General features: G+C 71.5%; 16 protein-coding genes and 2 tRNA genes. 9 read left to right on the top strand and 9 right to left on the bottom strand.

Going from position 1 to position 16,438, the window contains the following annotated elements:
• Nucleotides 1-54: 54 nt before the first annotated feature.
• Complete coding sequence (locus ACXNSR_RS18435; protein ID WP_458643066.1) at nucleotides 55-909, bottom strand: hypothetical protein; 855 nt, start codon at nucleotides 907-909, stop codon at nucleotides 55-57.
• A gap of 179 nt (nucleotides 910-1,088) precedes the next feature.
• On the opposite strand from ACXNSR_RS18435, the gene ACXNSR_RS18440 reads away from it, so the two are divergent.
• Both ACXNSR_RS18440 and ACXNSR_RS18445 read left to right on the top strand, forming a co-directional pair.
• Nucleotides 1,089-2,198 (top strand): Leu/Phe/Val dehydrogenase, encoded by a 1,110-nt coding sequence (locus tag ACXNSR_RS18440; protein WP_458643067.1) that lies wholly within the window; start codon nucleotides 1,089-1,091, stop codon nucleotides 2,196-2,198.
• Between the two features lie 290 nt (nucleotides 2,199-2,488).
• Nucleotides 2,489-2,752: a DUF3073 domain-containing protein gene (locus tag ACXNSR_RS18445; protein ID WP_030009392.1), complete on the top strand. Its 264-nt coding sequence runs from the start codon at nucleotides 2,489-2,491 to the stop codon at nucleotides 2,750-2,752.
• 79 nt (nucleotides 2,753-2,831) lie between these two features.
• Here ACXNSR_RS18445 and purM read toward each other — a convergent pair whose 3' ends face one another.
• Nucleotides 2,832-3,902, bottom strand: a complete 1,071-nt coding sequence (purM, locus tag ACXNSR_RS18450) for a phosphoribosylformylglycinamidine cyclo-ligase (protein WP_458643068.1) — start codon at nucleotides 3,900-3,902, stop codon at nucleotides 2,832-2,834.
• Between the two features lie 91 nt (nucleotides 3,903-3,993).
• Entirely contained in the window at nucleotides 3,994-5,511 is a 1,518-nt protein-coding gene (gene purF, locus ACXNSR_RS18455; RefSeq protein ID WP_030009390.1) for an amidophosphoribosyltransferase, read from the bottom strand.
• A gap of 149 nt (nucleotides 5,512-5,660) precedes the next feature.
• On the opposite strand from purF, the gene ACXNSR_RS18460 reads away from it, so the two are divergent.
• Both ACXNSR_RS18460 and ACXNSR_RS18465 read left to right on the top strand, forming a co-directional pair.
• The gene (locus ACXNSR_RS18460) at nucleotides 5,661-5,756 is read left to right on the top strand and encodes a putative leader peptide (RefSeq protein WP_324617183.1); all 96 of its coding nucleotides are present in this window, start codon (nucleotides 5,661-5,663) and stop codon (nucleotides 5,754-5,756) included.
• 117 nt (nucleotides 5,757-5,873) lie between these two features.
• Nucleotides 5,874-7,319: a sulfatase family protein gene (locus ACXNSR_RS18465; protein ID WP_458643069.1), complete on the top strand. Its 1,446-nt coding sequence runs from the start codon at nucleotides 5,874-5,876 to the stop codon at nucleotides 7,317-7,319.
• 12 nt (nucleotides 7,320-7,331) lie between these two features.
• Here the strand turns inward: ACXNSR_RS18465 and ACXNSR_RS18470 are convergent, their stop codons facing one another.
• From ACXNSR_RS18470 to purS, 6 genes are all read right to left on the bottom strand, one after another.
• Nucleotides 7,332-8,138 (bottom strand): META domain-containing protein, encoded by an 807-nt coding sequence (locus ACXNSR_RS18470; RefSeq protein ID WP_458643070.1) that lies wholly within the window; start codon nucleotides 8,136-8,138, stop codon nucleotides 7,332-7,334.
• 50 nt (nucleotides 8,139-8,188) lie between these two features.
• Nucleotides 8,189-8,977 (bottom strand): maleylpyruvate isomerase family mycothiol-dependent enzyme, encoded by a 789-nt coding sequence (locus ACXNSR_RS18475; RefSeq protein WP_458643071.1) that lies wholly within the window; start codon nucleotides 8,975-8,977, stop codon nucleotides 8,189-8,191.
• Between the two features lie 17 nt (nucleotides 8,978-8,994).
• Nucleotides 8,995-10,269, bottom strand: coding sequence for a hypothetical protein (locus ACXNSR_RS18480; protein WP_458643072.1), 1,275 nt, complete (start codon nucleotides 10,267-10,269; stop codon nucleotides 8,995-8,997).
• A gap of 140 nt (nucleotides 10,270-10,409) precedes the next feature.
• The gene (purL, locus tag ACXNSR_RS18485) at nucleotides 10,410-12,659 is read right to left on the bottom strand and encodes a phosphoribosylformylglycinamidine synthase subunit PurL (protein WP_458643073.1); all 2,250 of its coding nucleotides are present in this window, start codon (nucleotides 12,657-12,659) and stop codon (nucleotides 10,410-10,412) included.
• Complete coding sequence (purQ, locus tag ACXNSR_RS18490; RefSeq protein ID WP_266594917.1) at nucleotides 12,656-13,336, bottom strand: phosphoribosylformylglycinamidine synthase subunit PurQ; 681 nt, start codon at nucleotides 13,334-13,336, stop codon at nucleotides 12,656-12,658. Before purQ ends, purL begins: the two co-directional genes overlap by 4 nt.
• A 2-nt stretch (nucleotides 13,337-13,338) precedes the next feature.
• Entirely contained in the window at nucleotides 13,339-13,584 is a 246-nt protein-coding gene (purS, locus tag ACXNSR_RS18495; protein WP_030009438.1) for a phosphoribosylformylglycinamidine synthase subunit PurS, read from the bottom strand.
• Between the two features lie 326 nt (nucleotides 13,585-13,910).
• On the opposite strand from purS, the gene ACXNSR_RS18500 reads away from it, so the two are divergent.
• From ACXNSR_RS18500 to ACXNSR_RS18520, 5 genes are all read left to right on the top strand, one after another.
• Nucleotides 13,911-14,228, top strand: a complete 318-nt coding sequence (locus ACXNSR_RS18500) for a histone-like nucleoid-structuring protein Lsr2 (RefSeq protein ID WP_458643074.1) — start codon at nucleotides 13,911-13,913, stop codon at nucleotides 14,226-14,228.
• A gap of 88 nt (nucleotides 14,229-14,316) precedes the next feature.
• Nucleotides 14,317-14,388, top strand: a tRNA-Gly gene (locus ACXNSR_RS18505).
• Between the two features lie 74 nt (nucleotides 14,389-14,462).
• Nucleotides 14,463-14,535 (top strand) — tRNA-Gly (locus ACXNSR_RS18510).
• Between the two features lie 152 nt (nucleotides 14,536-14,687).
• Entirely contained in the window at nucleotides 14,688-15,656 is a 969-nt protein-coding gene (locus tag ACXNSR_RS18515) for an ABC transporter ATP-binding protein (RefSeq protein ID WP_458643075.1), read from the top strand.
• Nucleotides 15,653-16,414: an ABC transporter permease gene (locus tag ACXNSR_RS18520; RefSeq protein ID WP_458643076.1), complete on the top strand. Its 762-nt coding sequence runs from the start codon at nucleotides 15,653-15,655 to the stop codon at nucleotides 16,412-16,414. Before ACXNSR_RS18515 ends, ACXNSR_RS18520 begins: the two co-directional genes overlap by 4 nt.
• The last annotated feature ends 24 nt before the right edge of the window (nucleotides 16,415-16,438 follow it).

The following is a 16,438-nucleotide window of genomic DNA, read 5'->3' on the forward strand; positions in this document are numbered from 1 at the left end:
GCGATACGTACTGACCCCTCCCGGGTGAAACCGGCCACACAGGCTCCTTTCGGCCTAATTCGCAAAAAGCCGCTCCCGGACCGCCCGCCACCGCTCCGCCAGCTCTTCGTAGACCTCGGTCGCGCCCCGCGTGTCCCCGGACCGCAGGGCCGCGATTCCCGCCGCGATATCCCCGGCCGAGCGGTCGGCCGCGAGCCGGTCCGCCGGCAGCGCGTGCACCAGCCCCCCGTAGTCCAGCTCCACCATCGAGCGCGGATGGAACTCCTCCAGCCAGCTCCCCACCTCCACCAGCCCGTCGGCCAGCATCCCGTACGCCTCCGCGTCGCGCAGGGTCCGCAGCGCGCGGGCGAGCCGCCGCCGGGCCTGCACCATCGGCGTGCGGTAGCGCAGCCGCTCGCCCGGCACGAGCTCCCGCTCCTCGTCCGCCACCAGCACGAACCAGCGCAGCGGCACCTGCCACACCCCCGTACGGATCCAGGGGCGCGCGTCCGGGTTCCCCTCGCGCCAGCGCTCGTAGTCCTCGGCCGCCCTGCGGCGCGCTCCCGGCGGGAGCGCCGCGTCCAGCACCGGGCGCGGGAACGACTCGACCAGTTCCTGGAGGGCCAGCCAGCCGCGCAGCCGGGTGCGCCACGGGCAGACCAGCAGCACCCCGTCGACCACGGCCGTGAAGGCGTCGCCGCTCTCGTGGGCCGGCACCCCCACGAGCGGGACCCGCACCAAGTCCGACAGCGACCGGCGCAGTTCGTCCTGGGCGGTCGGGGTCCGCCCGCGCCGGGCGTAGTCGGCCCAGTGCGTGCGCTCCGGCTCGGCGAAGGCCGCCAGGGGCTCGTAGACGCGCAGGTAGGAGGCGTACGGGACGGTCGGCGCCGAGCGCGCGGACGGCAGCGGGAGATCGGAGGATTCGCTCACGCTCTCGTACTGCCCCTCCGCACGCTCCGGTTCACCTCCGGGGCGCCCCCGCACCCGCGCACCACGGGAGTGTTTCGATCCTCGGACAGGTCCCCTACGGGCGGCCCTCAGGTCTTACTCTGCTCCCAGCACGCCCTCCCCCACCCGCAGGGCGGGCGTCTTTCCGCCGCATCTCTTCCATGGGAGTCACCACCGTGACCGAAATGACCGACGGCGTCCTGCACACCCTGTTCCGTACGGAGCAGGGCGGCCACGAGCAAGTCGTGCTGTGCCAGGACCGCGCCACCGGCCTGAAAGCCGTCATCGCCATCCACTCCACCGCCCTGGGCCCCGCCCTCGGCGGTACGCGCTTCCACGCGTACGCCTCCGACGAGGAGGCCGTCCTCGACGCGCTGAACCTCTCGCGCGGCATGTCCTACAAGAACGCCATGGCCGGCCTCGACCTCGGCGGCGGCAAGGCCGTGATCATCGGCGACCCCGACGTCATCAAGACCGAGGAACTGCTGCTGGCCTACGGCCGGTTCGTGGAGTCCCTCGGCGGCCGCTACGTGACCGCCTGCGACGTCGGCACCTACGTGGCCGACATGGACGTCGTGGCCCGCGAGACCCGCTGGGCGACCGGCCGCTCCCCCGAGAACGGCGGCGCCGGCGACTCCTCGGTCCTCACCGCCTTCGGTGTCTTCCAGGGCATGCGCGCCAGCGCCCAGCACCTGTGGGGCGACCCGACCCTGCGCGGCCGCAAGGTCGGCGTGGCCGGCGTCGGCAAGGTCGGCCACTACCTGGTCGAGCACCTGCTGGAGGACGGCGCCGAGGTCGTGATCACGGACGTTCGGGAAGAGTCCGTGCGCCGGATCCTGGACAAGCACCCGGGCAAGGTCACCGCCGTCGTCGACACGGACGCGCTGATCCGCACCGAGGGCCTGGACATCTACGCCCCGTGCGCGCTCGGCGGCGCCCTGAACGACGAGACCGTCCCGGCGCTCACCGCGACGATCGTCTGCGGCGCGGCGAACAACCAGCTCGCCCACCCGGGCATCGAGAAGGACCTCTCGGACCGCGGGATCCTCTACGCACCCGACTACGTGGTCAACGCGGGCGGTGTCATCCAGGTCGCCGACGAGCTGCGCGGCTTCGACTTCGACCGCTGCAAGGCCAAGGCCACGAAGATCTTCGACACCACGCTGGAGATCTTTGCTCGTGCGAAGTCGGACGGCATTCCGCCGGCCGCGGCGGCCGACCGCATCGCCGAGCAGCGGATGGCCGACGGCCGCGCCGCGCGCACCGTCTAGGACCCTCCCGGGGCCTTCGGGTGCGCCCGCCGGGGTGCGGCGAGACGGAACTCACTGCACTTCGGCGGGTCGCCCGCCAGGAAAAGGTTAAAATCGCAGCTGACCAGCGAGGACGGGGCGCCTTGTTGGTTCTGCACCGGGGCGCGTCATGCGGGCGGCGTACCGTATGGCCGCGGAAGCAGGTACCGTTAAACCCCTACGGACGGTCTCTCCACGGAGAGCCCGCTCCGAACCATGAACGCGTGTCAGACTCTGGGGCCGTCGAGCCCCGTCACCGAGGGGGTCGAGCCATGGGGCGCGGCCGGGCAAAGGCCAAGCAGACGAAGGTCGCCCGCCAGCTGAAGTACAGCAGCGGCGGGACTGACCTCTCGCGTCTGGCCAACGAGCTGGGCGCATCGACCGTAGAACCGCTGCCTGTCAGCGAGCCGGTCGAGGTAGACGACGACGAACTGGACGAGGACGACCCGTACGCTCGGTACGCGGACCTCTACAACAGGGATGACGACGACGAGGACGAGGAGTCCGGGCCGTCGTCACAGCGTCGCGGCGCTTGACGCCCTGAGGCGTCTGCACGACAGACAGAAGACTGAAACCCGGTCCAGGGCATCGCCCCGGGCCGGGTTTCAGTGCTGCTCAGCTCGCGTAGGAACCGGTCATGGTCGCGCCCTCGGTGTGGTCGCCGCGGTCCAGGATCTCTCCCGCGACCCACGCGTCGACACCCCGGTCGGCCAGCGCGGTCAGCGCCACGTCCACCGACTCCTGCGGAACGACGGCCATCATGCCGACGCCCATGTTCAGGGTCTTCTCCAGCTCCAGCTGCTCCACCTGACCGGCCTTGCCGACCAGGTCGAAGATGGCGCCGGGGGTCCAGGTCGAACGGTCGACCGTGGCGTGCAGGTGGTCCGGGATGACCCGGGCCAGGTTCGCCGCGAGGCCGCCGCCGGTGATGTGCGAGTACGCGTGCACCTCGGCGGTACGGGTGAGGGCCATGCAGTCCAGCGAGTAGATCTTGGTGGGCTCCAGGAGCTCCTCGCCGAGGGTGCGGCCGAGCTCCTCCACGTGCTGCTCCAGCGACATCTTGGCGCGCTCGAAGAGGACGTGGCGGACCAGCGAGTACCCGTTCGAGTGAAGGCCGGACGAAGCCATCGCGATGACGGCGTCACCCGTACGGATGCGATCCGCGCCGAGCAGGCGGTCGTACTCGACCACGCCGGTGCCGGCACCGGCCACGTCGAAGTCGTCCGGGCCCAGCAGGCCGGGGTGCTCGGCGGTCTCGCCGCCGACCAGGGCGCAGCCGGCGAGGACGCAGCCCTCGGCGATGCCCTTGACGATCGCCGCGACACGCTCGGGGTGCACCTTGCCGACGCAGATGTAGTCGGTCATGAAGAGCGGCTCGGCGCCGCAGACGACGATGTCGTCCATGACCATCGCGACCAGGTCGTGGCCGATGGTGTCGTACACGCCGAGCTGGCGGGCGATGTCCACCTTGGTGCCGACGCCGTCGGTGGCCGAGGCGAGCAGCGGGCGCTCGTAGCGCTTGAGGGCGGAGGCGTCGAAGAGGCCGGCGAAGCCGCCGAGGCCGCCGAGGACCTCGGGGCGCTGCGTCTTCTTCACCCACTCCTTCATCAGCTCGACGGCGCGGTCGCCCGCTTCGATGTCCACGCCTGCGGCTGCGTAGCTGGCACCGGTGGTCTTCTCTGTCATGACAGGAGAGAGCTTTCGTGTCGTTACTGCGTGTGGTGCCGGGCCCTGGGAGAAGCCTCAAAGACAGGGCCCGGCGCAGGTTGAGCGAGGGCTACGGGCGGCGGAGCGCGTCGGCGGCGTCCGTGCCGCCCGCGAGCTCGGACTCCAGCAGCTGCTTGCCCAGGAGCTGCGGGTCGGGCAGCTCCATCGGGTACTCGCCGTCGAAGCAGGCACGGCAGAGGTTGGGCTTCTGGATCGTGGTCGCCTCGACCATCGCGTCGAGCGAGATGTACGAGAGCGAGTCCGCGCCCAGGGAGGTGGCGATCTCGTCGACCGTCATGCCGTTGGCGATCAGCTCGGCCCGGGTGGCGAAGTCGATGCCGAAGAAGCACGGCCACTTCACCGGGGGCGAGGAGATCCGGATGTGGACCTCCGCCGCGCCGGCCTCGCGGAGCATCTTGACCAGGGCGCGCTGGGTGTTGCCGCGGACGATCGAGTCGTCGACGACCACCAGGCGCTTGCCCCGGATGACTTCCTTGAGGGGGTTGAGCTTGAGCCGGATGCCGAGCTGGCGGATCGTCTGCGAGGGCTGGATGAAGGTCCGGCCCACGTAGGCGTTCTTGACCAGGCCGGATCCGTACGGGATCCCGCTGGCTTCGGCGTATCCGACGGCGGCCGGCGTGCCGGATTCCGGCGTCGCTATCACCAGATCGGCGTCGACCGGGGCTTCCTTGGCCAGGCGCCGGCCCATCTCGACACGCGAGAGGTAGACGTTCCGGCCGGCGATGTCGGTGTCCGGGCGCGCCAGGTAGACGTACTCGAAGACACAGCCCTTGGGCTTCGCTTCCGCGAATCGAGAGGTGCGCAGACCGTTCTCGTCGATCGCGATGAGCTCGCCCGGCTCGACCTCGCGGACGAAGCTGGCGCCGCAGATGTCGAGGGCGGCGGTCTCGCTCGCGACCACCCAGCCGCGCTCCAGGCGGCCGAGGACCAGCGGGCGGATGCCCTGCGGGTCACGGGCGGTGTAGAGGGTCCCCTCGTCCATGAAGACGAGGGAGAAGGCGCCCTTGACCTGAGGCAGGACCTTGGCGGCCGACTCCTCGATGGTCAGGGGCTTGCCCTCGTCGTCGGTCTGACCGGCGAGCAGGGCGGTGACGAGGTCGGTGTCATTGGTGGCGGCCACCTGGGTGGCACGGCCGTCCTGACGGGGGAGGTCGGCGACCATCTCGGCAAGCTCGGCGGTGTTCACCAGGTTGCCGTTGTGGCCCAGGGCAATGGAGCCGTGGGCGGTCGCGCGGAAGGTCGGCTGGGCGTTCTCCCAGACGGAGGCCCCGGTGGTCGAATAGCGGGCGTGACCGACCGCGATATGACCTTGGAGCGAGCCGAGAGAGGTTTCGTCGAAGACTTGGGAAACGAGGCCCATGTCCTTGAAGACGAGGATCTGGGAACCGTTGCTCACAGCGATTCCCGCGGACTCTTGTCCACGGTGCTGCAGGGCATACAGTCCGAAGTAGGTGAGCTTGGCGACCTCTTCACCCGGAGCCCAGACACCGAAGACGCCGCAAGCGTCCTGGGGGCCCTTTTCGCCGGGGAGCAGGTCGTGGTTGAGTCGTCCATCACCACGAGGCACGCTCCCGAGTGTAGGCGAGATCGACCACTGGTCCGAATTGGGGACGGCCGGGAAATGTCACAGCACAGAGGGTGACCGATCCATTCCGTCTCGGTATCCGGAATGCCCTTGTTGACAGGCGCATGGGCATTCGTACAGGCTCTCGCCCCATGCAGCCTCTCGGTGACCGTACCGTCACCCTCGTCGAGCGCCGGCACGTGGACCTCGTCCGTGTCGCGAGCGCCATCTGTCGCTGTTCTGCGTAGTCACACGCCGCTTTCCGCTCTTTTCCTTTCCTGATCCCTGCCCGAGCCCGCCCTGCCGTGCCGCGCGCCGTCCCGCGCCGCCCGGGGCGGGCCGGCGGGCCATGCCTTGGAGTACCTGTGACCTCGTACGAACCCAACCTGTCCCGGCGCGCCTTCGGCGGCGCGGTCGGCGTGAGCGCGGCCGCCGCGGCGGTGGGGCTGGGCGCCTCCCCGGCGGCCGCCGCCCCGGCCTCCGCCCCGGCCGCCGGGGACGGGCGGGACCTGCCGCAGGAGCGGGAGTTCCGGGCCGGGCGGCCCCGGCCGTCCCGCCGGCCGAACATCCTGTTCATCCTCGGTGACGACCTGGGCTGGGCCGACCTCTCCTCGTACGGCTCCCCGCACATCAAGACCCCGAACCTGGACCGCCTCGCCCGCCAGGGCGTCCGGTTCACCGATGCCTACTCGGGCTCCGCGACCTGCTCGCCGACCCGGTTCAGCCTCTACACCGGGCGCTACCCGGGCCGCACCAGGGGCGGACTCGCCGAGCCGATCGCCGACAAGTCGGTCGGCCTGGACCCCACGCACCCGACGCTGGCCTCGCTGCTGAAGTCGGCCGGCTACGCCACCGCGCTGATCGGCAAGTGGCACGCGGGCTACCTGCCCGACTACAGCCCGACGAGGTCCGGCTGGGACGAGTTCTTCGGCAACTTCGGCGGCGCCCTGGAGTACTACTCCAAGCTGGGCCTGGGCGGTGAGTACGACCTGTACGAGGGCGACGCCGAGTACAAGGACCTGCGCTACTACACCCGGATCATCACCGAGCGGGCGAGCGAGTACGTCTCGCGCGACCACCACGGCAAGCCGTGGCTGCTGAACCTCAACTTCACCACCCCGCACTGGCCGTGGATCGCCGACGGGGACACCGGGCAGAGCGCCGAGATCGTCCGCCGGATCAAGGCGGGCGACGGGCGCGCCCTGTGGCACCAGGACGGCGGCTCGGTCGAGAAGTACAAGGAGATGGTCGAGGACCTCGACCGCTCGATCGGCGAGGTGCTGAAGGCCCTCAAGCGCTCCGGCCAGGAGGAGGACACCCTCGTCGTCTTCTCCAGCGACAACGGCGGCGAGCGCTTCTCGTACAACTGGCCGCTGTCCGGCAACAAGGCCTCCCTGCAGGAGGGCGGGATCCGGGTGCCGAACATCGCGCGCTGGCCCGCCCGGCTGGACGGCGGGCAGGTCAGCCACGTCCCGGTGTTCAGCCCGGACTGGACGGCGACGCTGCTGGAACTGGCCGGGGCCCGGCCCGACCGGGCCCACCCGCTGGACGGGGTGAGCCTCGCCGGATACCTGCTGCGCGGCGAGAAGCCGGCCGAGCGGGACCTGTTCTGGCGGGTCCGCGGCGAGCGGGCGCTGCGCCGCGGCGACTGGAAGTACTACCGCGGCAAGGCGGGGAAGGACCAGCTGTTCGACCTGGCCGGGGACGTCCGCGAGCAGGCCGACCGATCCGCCGCGGAACCGGCCCGACTGGCGCAGCTCCGCGCGGCCTGGGAAAAGCTGGACGCCCAGCTCCTCCCGTACCCGGCCTGACCGCCGCCGCCCTCACTCGGCGGCGGAGGCCGCCTTCGCGGTCAGGCCCTTGCCGTCGGGGGCGGTGAGGGTGAGGGTCCGGCCCTCGGTCTTCGCGGTGAGGGGGCCGCTGCCGAACAGCTCGGTCAGTGTCCGCTCGACCTCGCCCACCGCTCCCTCGCAGGCCATCTTGGTCGAGGTCAGCGGCCCGAAGGTGATCGTGGAGCCCTCCACGGTGGCCTTCGCGCTGAACCGGTTGCAGCCCAGGATGCCGCTCACGGTGAAGTCCGGGGCGATCGTGAACCGTGCCTTCCCGGCCGCCTCGGTGGGCAGGGAGGCCGCGGTCCCCGAGCTGAGCAGGGACTCCACGGTCCACTCGGTCGTGGTGAGCGGGGCGTCCGTGACCGCGGGCGCCGAGGTCATGGCGATGGTGCTCCCGTCGGCGGTCTTCAGGGTGAGCCGATCGGGTCCCCGGTCGATCGCCAGCCTGCCCCGGAACAGCTTGGCGAAGGCCGTCTCGAACTCCATGTCCGCGCAGGCCATGGTGGTCGAGGCGCCGGGTGTCACGGTCACCGCGGAGGAGCCGTCGAAGGCCGCCGCCGCGGTGAAGCCGTTGCAGCCGTAGTTGCCCTTGACCTGGTCGCGGCCGATGTCGAGGTGGGCGGACTCGGGCGCGTGCAGGGTGCGGCCGCCCGTGGTCAGGGACTCGACGGCCCAGGAGCCCACGGGATCGGGCAGCCGGACGCCGCGGCCGTCCTCGGACCGGCCGCAGCCGGCCAGGGCGAGCGTGAGGGCGAGGGCCAGGGCCGTGGAGGCGGGGACGTACCGGATTCCGGGCATGTCCCTGGGACGGAGCGGGCGGCGCGACGGTTCCACCGTGATCGCTCCCCTCAGCCCATCAGCGGGAGCAGCGCCGACAGGTCGGCCCGCTCGCCACTGGCCCGTACCTGCGCCGCGTCGAGGGCCTCGGCCCATCCCGTACGGCCGGTCGCGAGCCGGATCCAGGTCAGCGGGTCGGTCTCCACCACGTTCGGCGGGGTGCCGCGGGTGTGCCGCGGGCCCTCGACGCACTGGACCACGGCGAAGGGCGGGACGCGGACCTCCACGGCGCCGCCCGGCGCCTTGAGGGCGAGGGCGTCGGCGAGCAGCCGGGTGCAGGCGGCCAGGGCCTGCCGGTCGATCGGGATGTCCAGCCCGGCGGCCCGGTTCAGGTCGTCGGTGTGGACCACCAGCTCGACGGTCCGGGTGACCAGGAAGTCGGCCAGGGTCATGTCCCCGATCCACAGGTCCAGCACCCGCTCGCCCGGGTTCGCCTCGAGCGCCCGCGCCATCCGGGCGGCCGCCCGGTCGTACAGCTCGGGCAGCGGGGCCCCGGTCAGGGTCTCCCGGGCCGCTTCGGAGATCTTCCCGGCGAGGGAGGCGGTGGCGAAGGGCCACTCGACCGCCGACAGTTCGGCGACGGCGGCGGGCGGCCGGGCCAGGCCCCCCGCCAGCGAGTCCGCGATCCAGGCGATGTGCCCGGCGAGTTCGGCCACGGTCCAGTCCCCGAGCCCGCTGGGCCGTGCCAGCTGCTGCGGCCCGAGGTCCGCCACCGCCCCGACGACGTGCGCGAACTGTGCGGTGACGGCCGCGCGGATCTTCGCGGGGTCGTACGTTCGGGTGCGGGTCCTGGATGCCATGCGGCGAGTCTGCCGGATCAGTCGCCGCCACCGCAGCCGCCCCCGCAGCTGCTGCCGCAACTGCTGGAACAACCGCTGGAGCCGCAGCCGCCGGAGGAGCCGCAGGAACTCCCCGAGCCGCTCGGCCGATCCGCCGCGCGCTGCTTGCGCTTCTCCTCCTCGGCCCGCCGCACGAGGGTGTACGAAGTGCCCGCCGGCCTCCAGGACGACCGCAGGTGGCGCCGGAGGAAGGGCAGCAGCGGCACCGCCCTGACGGCGTCGACGATCCGGCTGTCTCCGCGGTAGACGGCGTACCGCAGGATCACCTCGGCCCCCTCGCAGGGCACCCCGTACAGGAGCGCCTCGTAGGGCTCGGCCCGGCGGTCGATGTCGTGGTGGTCGGCCCGCAGCCGGCTCTCCGGGCCCCCGAGGAGGGTCTCGGGGGCGCGGCTGCGGTAGCCGTCGTCGAAGCGGTCCCGGAACGCGATCAGCGGCGGGGCGGTCGGCGTGTCGGCGTCCGCGACCAGCCAGAAGGGCCCGGACCGGTGCTCGCGGACGCCCACGCGCACCACCGGCTGGGGCCCGTCGTGCAGCCGCCGGGCGGCGCGCCGCGCGGTGAGGCCGCGGCCGAGCAGCGGGACGCCCGGGACGAGCAGCAGCATGGCCAGGACCTGCTGGCCCGTCGCGTCGTACGGGTGCTCCGGGCCCGCTCCGAGATCCTGCGCGAGGCCCCACACCAGGAGCGCGGCGGCGGCCGGGCACGCCGCCGCGCCGGCGACGAGCAGCCACCGGCCGCGGTGGCGGTGGCCGTCCGGCAGGTTCTCGGGGATCGCCGCGCGGGCGTCCCCGGCGGCGGCGAGGAACAGCTCGCGCCCGCGCCGGCGCGAGCGCAGCCGGAGCACGGACCCGGCGAACGCCCAGGCGCACAGGACGAGCATCAGCACCCCGCCGACCCGGGCCGCGCCGTCGGCGGGACCGAGGACGTGGAGGCTCCGGAGCGCGTCCGCGGCGATCACCGGGGTGGACACGAGGGTGGCGGCGGGCAGGAACCGGTACCAGGCGGGGAGGGACAGCAGCAGGACCGCGGGGGCGTATCCGGCCCAGGTGGTGCCGTGTCCCGGGGTGTCGGGGGTGTTCCGGGCGACGAGGGCGATCGAGAGGAGCACCAGCGGTACGAGGACCCAGCCGACGACGATCGGGGCGAAGGCGGCGGGGACGCGCGCTTCGAGCCAGCGCTGGGCGTCCGCCACCCGCCAGGCCGGGGCGCCGCCTTCGGGTATCGCGGCGTCCGGCAGGTGTTTGACGATGCTCACGCGGTCAGTATGCGGAGACGCCCGGCAGGCCAGAAGGGCCGCCGGGCCACGGAATCGCTACGGCCGCTTCCCCGCGGGCCCCGACGCCGAAGCCCCGCACGGCACTGCGTGCGGGGCTTCGAGCGGGCTGTCGCCGGGGATCAGGCCAGCAGCGCCGGGATGGTCGCCTCGTGGGCCTCGCGGAGCTCGGCCAGGGGGAGGGTGAACTCGCCCTGGATCTCGATCTCCTCGCCGTCCACCACACCGATGCGGGCGACCGGCAGGCCGCGCGCACCGCACATGTCGGTGAAGCGGAGCTCCTCGCTGCGCGGGACGGCCACGATGGCGCGGCCCGCGGACTCGGAGAACAGGAAGGTGAAGGCGTCCAGGCCCTCGGGCACCACGATCCGGGCACCGTTTCCGCCCTTGAGGCAGGACTCGGTGAGCGCCTGGATCACGCCGCCGTCGGACAGGTCGTGCGCGGCGTCGATCATGCCGTCGCGCGAGGCGGAGATCAGGATCTCCGCGAGCAGCTTCTCGCGGCCCAGGTCCACCTTCGGCGGCATGCCGCCGAGGTGGTCGTGGACGACCTGGGACCAGGCCGAGCCGCCGAACTCCTCGGCCGTGTCGCCCAGCAGGTACAGCAGCTGGCCGGCCTCCTTGAAGGCCATCGGCGTACGGCGGTTGACGTCGTCGATCACACCGAGGACCGCCACGACCGGGGTCGGGTGGATCGCGATGTCGCCGGTCTGGTTGTAGAGCGAGACGTTGCCGCCGGTCACCGGGGTGCCCAGCTCCAGGCAGCCGTCCGCGAGACCGCGGGTGGCCTCGGCGAACTGCCACATGACGTCCGGGTCCTCGGGGGAGCCGAAGTTCAGGCAGTCGGAGATGGCCAGGGGCTTGGCGCCGGTCGCCGCCACGTTGCGGTACGACTCCGCCAGCGCCAGCTGCGCACCCGTGTACGGGTCGAGCTTGGCGTAGCGGCCGTTGCCGTCGGTGGCCATGGCGACGCCGAGGTTGGACTCCTCGTCGATGCGCACCATGCCCGCGTCCTCGGGCTGCGAGAGCACGGTGTTGCCCTGCACGAAGCGGTCGTACTGGTCGGTGACCCACGACTTCGAGGCCTGGTTCGGGGAGGAGACCAGGGCCAGGACCTGGGCGCGCAGCTCCTCGGAGGTCTGCGGGCGGGGCAGCTTGCCGGCGTCGTCCGCCTGGAGCGCGTCCTGCCAGGAGGGGCGCGCGTAGGGGCGGTTGTAGACGGGGCCCTCGTGGGCGACGGTGCCCGGGGGCACGTCCACGATCTGCTCGCCGTGCCAGAAGATCTCCAGGCGCTCGCCCTCGGTCACCTCACCGATGACGGTGGCGATGACGTCCCACTTCTCGCAGATCTCCATGAAGCGGTCGACGTGCTGCGGCTCGACGATGGCGCACATGCGCTCCTGCGACTCGCTCATGAGGATTTCCTCGGGCGAGAGCGTGGCGTCGCGCAGCGGCACGGTGTCCAGCTCGACCCGCATGCCGCCGGAACCGGCGGAGGCGAGCTCGGAGGTCGCGCAGGAGAGCCCGGCGCCGCCGAGGTCCTGGATGCCCGCGACCAGCTTCTCCTTGAAGATCTCCAGGGTGCACTCGATGAGGAGCTTCTCCTGGAAGGGGTCGCCGACCTGCACGGCGGGGCGCTTGGTGGGCTTGGTGTCGTCGAAGGTCTCGGACGCGAGGACCGAGACGCCGCCGATGCCGTCGCCGCCGGTGCGGGCGCCGTAGAGGATGACCTTGTTGCCGGGGCCGGAGGCCTTGGCGAGGTGGATGTCCTCGTGCTTCATCACGCCGATGCAGCCGGCGTTGACCAGCGGGTTGCCCTGGTAGCAGGCGTCGAAGACGACCTCGCCGCCGATGTTGGGCAGGCCCAGGCAGTTGCCGTAGCCGCCGATGCCCGCGACGACGCCGGGCAGGACGCGCCGGGTGTCGGGGTGGTCGGCGGCGCCGAAGCGCAGCGGGTCCACGACCGCGACCGGGCGGGCGCCCATCGCGAGGATGTCGCGGACGATGCCGCCGATGCCGGTGGCCGCGCCCTGGTAGGGCTCGATGTAGCTCGGGTGGTTGTGCGACTCGACCTTGAAGGTGACCGCGTAGCCCTGGCCGACGTCGACGACGCCGGCGTTCTCGCCGATGCCGACGAGCATGGCGTCGTTCTGGGGGGCCTTCTCACCGAACTGCTTCAGGTGGACCTTGCTGCTCTTGTACGAGCAGTGCTCGGACCACATGACCGAGTACATGGCGAGCTCGGCGCCGGTGGGGCGGCGGCCGAGGATCTCCCGGATCCGGGCGTACTCGTCCTCCTTGAGGCCGAGTTCCTTCCAGGGCTGGGAGGCGTCCGGGGTTTCGGTGGCGTTCTTGACGGTGTCGAGGCTCATGCGCTGACCAGCTTCTTCAGGACCGAGGTGAAGAACGGGAGGCCGTCGGTGCGGCCCGTCCCGATCAGCGGCTCGACCGCGTGCTCGGGGTGCGGCATGAGGCCGACGATGTTGCCCGCGGCGTTGGTGATGCCGGCGATGTCGCGCAGCGAGCCGTTCGGGTTGCCGTCCAGGTACCGGAAGGCCACTCGGCCTTCGGCCTCCAGTTCGTCGAGCGTGCGCTCGTCGGCGGTGTAGCGGCCGTCCATGTTCTTGAGCGGTACGGAGATCTCCTGGCCGGCGGTGTAGTCGCCGGTCCACGCGGTCTCCGCGTTCTCCACCCGCAGCTTCTGGTCGCGGCAGATGAAGTGCAGGTGGTTGTTCCGGAGCATCGCCCCCGGCAGCAGGTGGGCCTCGGTGAGGACCTGGAAGCCGTTGCAGATGCCCAGGACGGGCATGCCGCCCTTGGCCTGCTCGATGATGGTCTCCATCACCGGCGAGAAGCGGGAGATGGCTCCGGCGCGCAGGTAGTCCCCGTAGGAGAAGCCGCCCGCGAGGACGACCGCGTCGACCTGGTGCAGGTCCTTGTCGCGGTGCCACAGCGAGACCGGCTCGGCCCCCGCGAGGCGGACGGCGCGCAGCGAGTCACGGTCGTCGAGCGTTCCGGGGAACGTGACGACTCCGATGCGAGTGGTCACCGTCAGGCCTCGACCTTCACGGTGAAGTCTTCGATGACGGTGTTGGCGAGGAACGTTTCGGCCATCTTGTGGATGCGGTCGAGGGCGGCCTGGTCGACCGGTCCCTCCACCTCGAGCTCGAAGCGCTTCCCCTGGCGGACGTCGGCGATCCCTTCGAAGCCCAGGCGCGGCAGTGCACGCTGCACCGCCTGGCCCTGGGGGTCGAGGATCTCCGGCTTGAGCATGACGTCGACTACGACGCGTGCCATCGGGCACTCCCGTGTGTGGTTGGTGCGAAGGCGGTTCCATCAGCGTACCCGGCCGAAATTTCTACGCGGGTAGATATCCCAGGGGCATGATCACCGGGTCGTTTCGGCTTCACCAACGCTTCGCAAAATCCGCCGGAAAACCACGCACCCGGCATTGCGGCGGGACACGCGGAGAGAATTAACTGGGCTTCGCATTGCAATGGGAATCGCGGTACAAAGGAATCACTCCGGATTCCGGATGAAAGTTGCATTGCCCCGAAACATCCACACAGGCGACATCACCGCACGTCAGCGGGTGGCGACGTCGCACGAAGGGACCGATATCCGTGGCGCAGCGCGTAGTAGTCACGCTCTCCGACGACATCGATGGCGGAGAAGCGGCGGAAACGGTCGTGTTCGCTCTGGACGGAAAGTCCTACGAGATCGACCTCAATGCGGCGAACGCAAAGAAACTGCGTAAGGGCCTCGCCCCCTTCGTGGCCGCCGGCCGGCGCCAGTCGCGCTCGGGGAAGGCCTTCAAGCACACCGCCGTCGCCCCGGACCCGGCGGTCGTCCGCGCCTGGGCCCGGTCGAACCAGTACGAGGTGCCGCCGCGCGGGCGCATCCCGAAGAAGATCTACGAGGCCTACAACGCGGCCCACTGAGCGTCGATTTGCCATGCACCCCCATCCATCGGCTAGTGTGTGGATCACGCCGAGGGGCCAGACCGCAGGTCAAAGCCCCGAAGGTCGTGCGGGTGTAGTTCAGTAGCAGAACATCCCTCTTCCAGAGGGAAGGCGCAGTGTGCAATTCCTGTCACCCGCTCTGCATCACTTCCGGACCACTGTTGTGGATCGGGTAGAGTGATGCACGCATCGCCTCACGGCAATGCAGTGCATGCGGACGTAGCTCAGTTGGTAGAGCACCACCTTGCCAAGGTGGATGTCGCGCGTTCGAGTCGCGTCGTCCGCTCTGTGTGCAGAAGGCCCCGATCATTGCGATCGGGGCCTTCTTCGTGTTCCCCGACCTCGACGCCCGGGGCGCCGCGGCTCCCTGACAAATGTCATCGGCGGCGGTGACAGCACGCACTGCCGACCCGGCGCCGGCGCCGCGAGGCTTGGATCATGACTGACACCGTGATCGAAGCCGAGGGCCTGCGCCGCGGCTACACCGGAGGGTTCGAGGCCGTACGGGGCGTCTCCTTCTCCGTGGCCCGGGGCGAGATCTTCGCCCTGCTCGGCACCAACGGCGCGGGCAAGACCTCCACCGTCGAACTGCTGGAGGGGCTGGCCGCGCCGAGCGAGGGCCGGGTACGCGTCTTCGGGCTCGATCCGCACACACGGCGGGCCGAGGTCCGCCCGCGAACCGGGGTCATGCTCCAGGAGGGCGGCTTCCCCTCCGACCTGACGGTGACCGAGACCGTCCGGATGTGGAGCGGGGTCACCACCGGCGCCCGCCCGGCGGCGGAGGTGCTGGAACTGGTCGGCCTGGCCGCCCGGTCCGCCGTACGCGTCAAACAGCTCTCCGGCGGTGAGCGGCGGCGCCTGGACCTGGCGCTGGCCCTGCTCGGCCGGCCCGAGGTGCTCTTCCTGGACGAACCGACCACCGGCATGGACCCGGAGGGGCGCCGGGACACCTGGGCGCTGGTCCGGGAACTGCGCGCGCAGGGCACCACGGTGCTGCTGACCACGCACTACCTGGAGGAGGCCGAGGAGCTCGCGGACCGCCTGGCCATCCTCCACGAGGGGGAACTCGTCCTCTGCGGCACCCCGGCCGAGGTGACCGCCACCCGCCCGGCCCGGATCCGCTTCGCACTGCCCGACGGGGTGCCCGCCGCGCGGCTGCCGCTGTCGTTGCGGGCGGCCGCCTCCGGGCAGCGCGTGGAGATCCGCACCGGACGGCTCCAGGAGGACCTGACCGAACTGCTCGGCTGGGCCCGGGAGAACGGCGTGGAACTGGCCGGGCTCGACGCCCGGTCCGCCTCCCTGGAGGAGGCCTTCCTGGAAATCGCGGAGAACCGCCGCACCGCGGCCGGCACCCGCACCGCGGCCGGCACCCGCACCGAGGACGACACGAAGGCGGGGACCCGATGACCACGCTCACCCTGAACCCCGGCCGGCTCACCGCGCTCGGCCGCTCGGAGCTCACCCTCCTGGTGCGCAACCGGGCGGCGCTCAGCCTGGCCGTCCTGATGCCCGTGCTGATGGTGTTCGTCCTGCGCTCCTCGCTGAGCGGGGCCGAGGGCGCCGAGGCGGTCGGGGTGGCGACCCTGACGGGCGGGATCGGCATGGTGCTGATCCTCGTCGTCCACATGAACCTGGTGTCCGCCTACGTCGCCCGGCGCGAGGAGCTCGTCCTCAAGCGGCTCCGGACGGGCGAGGCGAACGACCTGGAGATCCTCGCCGGGACCGCCCTGCCCGCCGCAGTCCTGGCGTTCGGGCAGATCGTCGTCCTCGCCGTGGCCGGGGCGGCCGTCCTGGACGTGCCCATGCCGCGCAACCCCCTGCTGCTCGTGGTGGCCGTCCTGGCCGGCATCGTGGTGCTGGCCGGACTGTCCGCGCTGACCAGCTCCGTCACCCGCACCGTGGAGACGGCGGGCCTCACCACGCTGCCGCTGTTCCTGGCGACCGCGCTCGGCTCGGGGCTGTTCCTCCCGGCGGACGCGCTCCCGGACGTCGTGGCCTCGCTGTGCGAACTGCTGCCGCTGAGCGGGGTGATGACCCTCGTACGGGCCGGGTGGAGCGGTGCGGGGGACGCGGACCTGGTGGGGGCCTGTCTGGTCACGCTGGCCTGGACGGTCAACTCCGTGTTTGCTGTTCCGCGGTGGTTCCGCTGGGAACCGCGCCGGTAGTACGAGTCGGGGGACGGGAACCGT

The organism is Streptomyces sp. NC-S4 (assembly GCF_054353315.1).